This window comes from Agrobacterium sp. CCNWLW155 (assembly GCF_036888815.1).
In the GTDB taxonomy this organism is placed as follows: domain Bacteria; phylum Pseudomonadota; class Alphaproteobacteria; order Rhizobiales; family Rhizobiaceae; genus Agrobacterium; species Agrobacterium radiobacter.
Window position 1 is genome coordinate 1 of record NZ_JBAKFW010000042.1, and the last position, 4,396, is coordinate 4,396.

Genomic DNA, 4,396 nt, shown 5'->3' on the forward strand with positions numbered 1-4,396 from the left:
GGTGTGATCACCTCAGGCTTCACCTACCTGAAGATCGGCTCCTATTACCAGGAGATCATCAAAGGCGCCATCATCGTTTTCGCCGTCGTCATCGACCAGTACAGACGATCCAGGAAAATAAGAGCCTAGAGTGCGCTGCTCAATCGAGATTTGGTGCAAAGCGCAGCAGCTGGCGGACGCCGCTCATGAAGTCGGCTTCTGACGAAGAACGCAAATGCAATGGATAGCGAAAGTGACAAGTATCGATTTAAACAGCGACCTTGGTGAAAGCTTTGGTCCTTGGCCGATGGGCGATGACGCGTCGATGTTGTCGCTCGTCACCAGCGCGAACGTCGCCTGCGGTTTTCATGCCGGCGATCCGGCAGGCATCCTCGTTGTGCTAAAGGAGGCGGCAAAGCGCGGCGTTTCCATTGGAGCACATGTTGGTTATCGCGATCTGGTAGGCTTCGGTCGTCGCGACATGAACCCTTCCAGCGCCGAACTCTTCGGAGATACTGTCTATCAGATCGGCGCGCTGATGGGACTTGCCAAGGCCGCCGGAACTGAGGTGCGCTACGTCAAGCCTCACGGTGCGCTCTATAACACGATCGCCCATGACGCCCGTCAGGCCGCCGACGTGATCGATGCCGTCAAGGCGGTCGATCCATCACTTATGCTCATGGTTCTTGCCGGCGCGCCGATCGTGGAGCAGGCTCGTGCAGCTGGCCTCACGGTTGTCTGCGAGGCTTTCGCCGATCGTGCCTACAATGCCGACGGCAGTCTCGTCACTCGACGCCTTCCGGGCTCCGTCATTCATGATCCGGCGGCTGTCGCGGCCCGTATTTTCCGCCTCGTGACGGAGGGCCGTATTACCGCCATAGATGGTTCTGATGTTCCGCTCGAAACTCAATCGATCTGCATCCACGGGGATACGCCGGCGGCCGTAGGGATCGCGCGCAACCTGCGTGAGACGCTCGTCACCCGCGGTGTCGGCCTGAAGCCCTTTGCCGAAGGGATTATTGTCCATGCATGATCATCTTCGCTTTCTTCCAGCAGGCGGCAACGCTATCCTCGTCGAGCTTGAAAATCTCGAAGCAACGTTGACATTACTCGACGGTCTCCTCGCCGCTCGGCCGGAAGGTGTGACGGAACTGGTTCCGGCGGCACGCACGGTAATGGTTCACTTCGACCCATTATTCACCGATCGTGCTCGCCTTGCGGCGGCTATCTCTGGAATCGATCTTTCCGTTCGAAGCGTCCGGCGGGGTAAAGTCTTCGAAATCCCCGTCACCTATGACGGCGAGGATCTCGAGGACGTGGCGGAAATCCTTGGTTGGACGGTGGAGGAGCTCATTCGTCGCCACACCCAAGCGACCTTTACCGTTGCCTTCACCGGCTTCGCGCCGGGTTTTGCCTACATGACGTGCGACGATCCCGGTTTCGACGTGCCGCGGCGGAAAAGCCCGCGCGTGCGCATTCCCGCTGGCTCCGTCGCCATCGCGGGCACGTTCGGAGGCATCTATCCGTCCGACAGCCCCGGCGGCTGGCAGCTTCTCGGCAGAACTCCGCTCGCGATGTGGGACACCAATCGCCCGCGAGCCGCTCTTCTCGCGCCTGGCGACCGTGTACGCTTCCACGACATGGCGAAGGGCGCGACCCTGCCGGTATCCACTGCTTCGGCTCGGCCGGAGCAAGATGCGCGCCCTTCCGAAGGTCTCAAGATCACCCGCGCCGATCGCCCGGCGCTCTATCAAGATTTCGGCCGCCCTGGTCGGGCCGATCAGGGCGTTTCGGAGGCCGGCGCGCTCGACCGTGCAAGTCTCGCCGAAGCCAATCTCTGCGTGGGTAATGACCGCGGCGCGGCGGCTATTGAGATCGCCTTTGGCGGCTTCGCTCTCAAGGCGGACCGGCCGGTGACGCTCGCCGTGACCGGCGCTCCCAGCCCGCTTAGCATCCGCACGGCGGCCGGGCGCGAAATATCGGCTCCATTCGCTCGCCCTTTCTCGCTTGATGCGGGGGACGAGTTGACACTCGGTTTTCCGCCTGAAGGTACGCGTAGTTATCTGGCATTGCGGGGTGGCTTTGCCGTAGAGTCCATTCTTGGTTCGGCCTCCACCGACACGTTGGCGAAAGTCGGTCCCTCGCCCGTCATCGCAGGAGACATACTCGGTGTAACGAATGCTTACGCTGCAGTCGTCGATGCCGACCGGCCGCAGCCCCCACGCTTGCCGCGTGCGGGCGAGACGGTAACGCTTGACGTCGTTCTCGGACCTCGCACCGACTGGTTCACGGACAAGGGCGTGAAAACACTGCTCTCACAGAAATGGCAGGTGACGGCGGAATCGAGCCGCATTGGTGTACGGCTTTCCGGCACTGATCCGCTGGAGAGGCGCGATGCGGCCGAGCTTCCCTCGGAAGCCACAGCGCTCGGTGCGATCCAGGTGCCACATAGCGGCCAGCCTGTACTTTTCCTCGCCGACCATCCGTTGACCGGAGGTTATCCGGTGATCGGCGTCGTCGCGCGCCATCATCTCGATCTCGCCGGCCAGATTCCCATCGGCGCGAACATCCGCTTCAATTCTATTGCCGACTTCGATCCTCTTATCCGGGAAACCGACCGATGAAAAAGCTGCTCATCGCCAATCGCGGCGAAATCGCCATTCGCATCGCCCGCGCCGCCCGCGACTACGGTGTCGCCTCAGTCGCTATCTACTCGGATGCCGACGCCGCCTCGCTTTATGTTGAGCTTGCCGACGAGGCCTATGGCCTCGGTCCCGGCCGACCGGCGGACACCTATCTGGACATCGGGAAGATCGTGGAGATCGCGCGGCGTGCGGGCGCGGACGCTGTTCATCCGGGCTATGGCTTCCTGTCGGAACGGGCGGAATTCGCTCAGGCCGTGATCGACGCAGGCCTCATTTGGGTCGGCCCGAGACCCGCGGTCATCACGGCGCTCGGCGATAAGGTGGAGGCCCGTCGCATTGCCGAAAAGGTCGGCGCACCGCTCGTCAAGGGGTCGCCCGGCCCGCTGGCATCGGCGGCGGAGGCTGTCGCGTTCGCCAGGGAAGCCGGCTTGCCGCTTGCCATCAAAGCCGCGTTCGGTGGCGGTGGACGTGGTATGAAGGTGGCGCGCAAACTGGAGGAAGTCGGCGAACTCTTCGAGTCCGCCGTGCGCGAGGCCAAGGAAGCCTTCGGCCGGGGTGAATGTTACGCCGAGCAGTTCCTCGACAAGCCACGCCATATCGAGGCGCAAATCGTTGCCGATAGCCACGGCAATACCGTCGTTCTCGGCACCCGCGATTGCTCGCTGCAGCGTCGCAACCAAAAGCTGGTGGAGGAAGCTCCCGCGCCTTTCATCACCGAGGAACAGCGTTCCCGTATTCACGACGCTGCACGCGCCATATGTGCGGCGGCCGGTTATACCGGTGCGGGCACGGTGGAATTCCTGCTGTCGCAGGATGGCGTGATCTCGTTCCTCGAGGTTAACACACGCCTTCAGGTCGAGCATCCGGTGACGGAGGAAACGACCGGTATCGATATCGTCATCGAGCAGTTGCGCATCGCTGACGGCTTGCCGCTTTCAGTGACGGAGACGCCGCCGCCGCGCGGTCACGCATTTGAGTTCCGTATCAATGCCGAAGATCCCGGTCGTGGCTTCCTGCCGACGCCGGGCCTGATCACTCTCTTTCGCGCCCCCTCCGGGCCGGGAATCCGGCTCGATGCGGGGGTGGAAACGGGCTCGGAAATCCCCGGCCTCTACGATTCCATGATGGCTAAACTCATCGTCACCGGTACGACACGCAAGGAGGCGCTGATACGCGCCCGCCGGGCGCTCGCCGAGTTCAGGATTGAAGGTGTTGCTTCGGTGCTGCACTTCCACCGCGCCGTGCTTGATGAGCCTGCATTCACCGGCGAGGATGGCTTTGGGGTCTTCACCAACTGGATCGAGACGGAGTTCCGCGGCATCGAGCCCGCCGCTCGTGTGGATGCGGTCGAACGCGGTATTCTGCGCAGCTTTATTGAGATTGACGGAAAACGCCACACGCTCGGCCTGCCAACGGCACTCTTCTCCGGCCTTGCCGCGGGGCCTCAAGGTTCGCAAGCTGCGTCGGGAGTTTCCGTGGCCGAGGGAGCGGTGACAGCTCCCATTCACGGCACGCTCCAGCAATGGCTGGTTGAGGACGGGGCGGAAGTCGCCCAAGGCGAGGCCGTCGCGCTTGTCGAGGCAATGAAGATGGAAACCCGTGTTCTAGCCCCGAAGTCTGGCCGTATTCGAATTCTGGTCTCGGCGGAGCTTGGGAAAACAGTAGGCCTCGGCGCTCACCTTGCAACAATCGAGTAGTGGGGCGGTCTAATGGTTACAATTATCGACCGCACCAATCTCACCTCCGTAGGCCAGCGTATCCGCCACCCGGAA

At 62.3% G+C, this 4,396-nt stretch carries 3 protein-coding genes and 1 pseudogene; all 4 read left to right on the top strand.

Going from position 1 to position 4,396, the window contains the following annotated elements:
* Nucleotides 1-129: pseudogene (locus V6S97_RS28915) on the top strand (ABC transporter permease); the annotation flags it as partial.
* Between the two features lie 103 nt (nt 130-232).
* Nucleotides 233-1,012 carry a LamB/YcsF family protein gene (locus V6S97_RS28920; RefSeq protein WP_334428422.1) on the top strand — a complete coding sequence of 260 codons (780 nt, stop codon included), beginning with the start codon at nt 233-235 and terminating at the stop codon, nt 1,010-1,012.
* Nucleotides 1,005-2,603: an urea amidolyase family protein gene (locus V6S97_RS28925; protein WP_334428423.1), complete on the top strand. Its 1,599-nt coding sequence runs from the start codon at nt 1,005-1,007 to the stop codon at nt 2,601-2,603. The genes V6S97_RS28920 and V6S97_RS28925 overlap by 8 nt, the downstream gene beginning before the upstream one ends.
* Nucleotides 2,600-4,321: an acetyl/propionyl/methylcrotonyl-CoA carboxylase subunit alpha gene (locus tag V6S97_RS28930; protein WP_334428424.1), complete on the top strand. Its 1,722-nt coding sequence runs from the start codon at nt 2,600-2,602 to the stop codon at nt 4,319-4,321. Before V6S97_RS28925 ends, V6S97_RS28930 begins: the two co-directional genes overlap by 4 nt.
* Nucleotides 4,322-4,396 lie beyond the last annotated feature (75 nt).

Bases quoted from the DNA above. Each gene is read 5' to 3' on its own strand.
- V6S97_RS28925 (WP_334428423.1), top strand. From the start codon at position 1,005: ATGCATGATCATCTTCGCTTTCTTCCAGCAGGCGGCAACGCTATCCTC.
- V6S97_RS28930 (WP_334428424.1), top strand. From the start codon at position 2,600: ATGAAAAAGCTGCTCATCGCCAATCGCGGCGAAATCGCCATTCGCATC.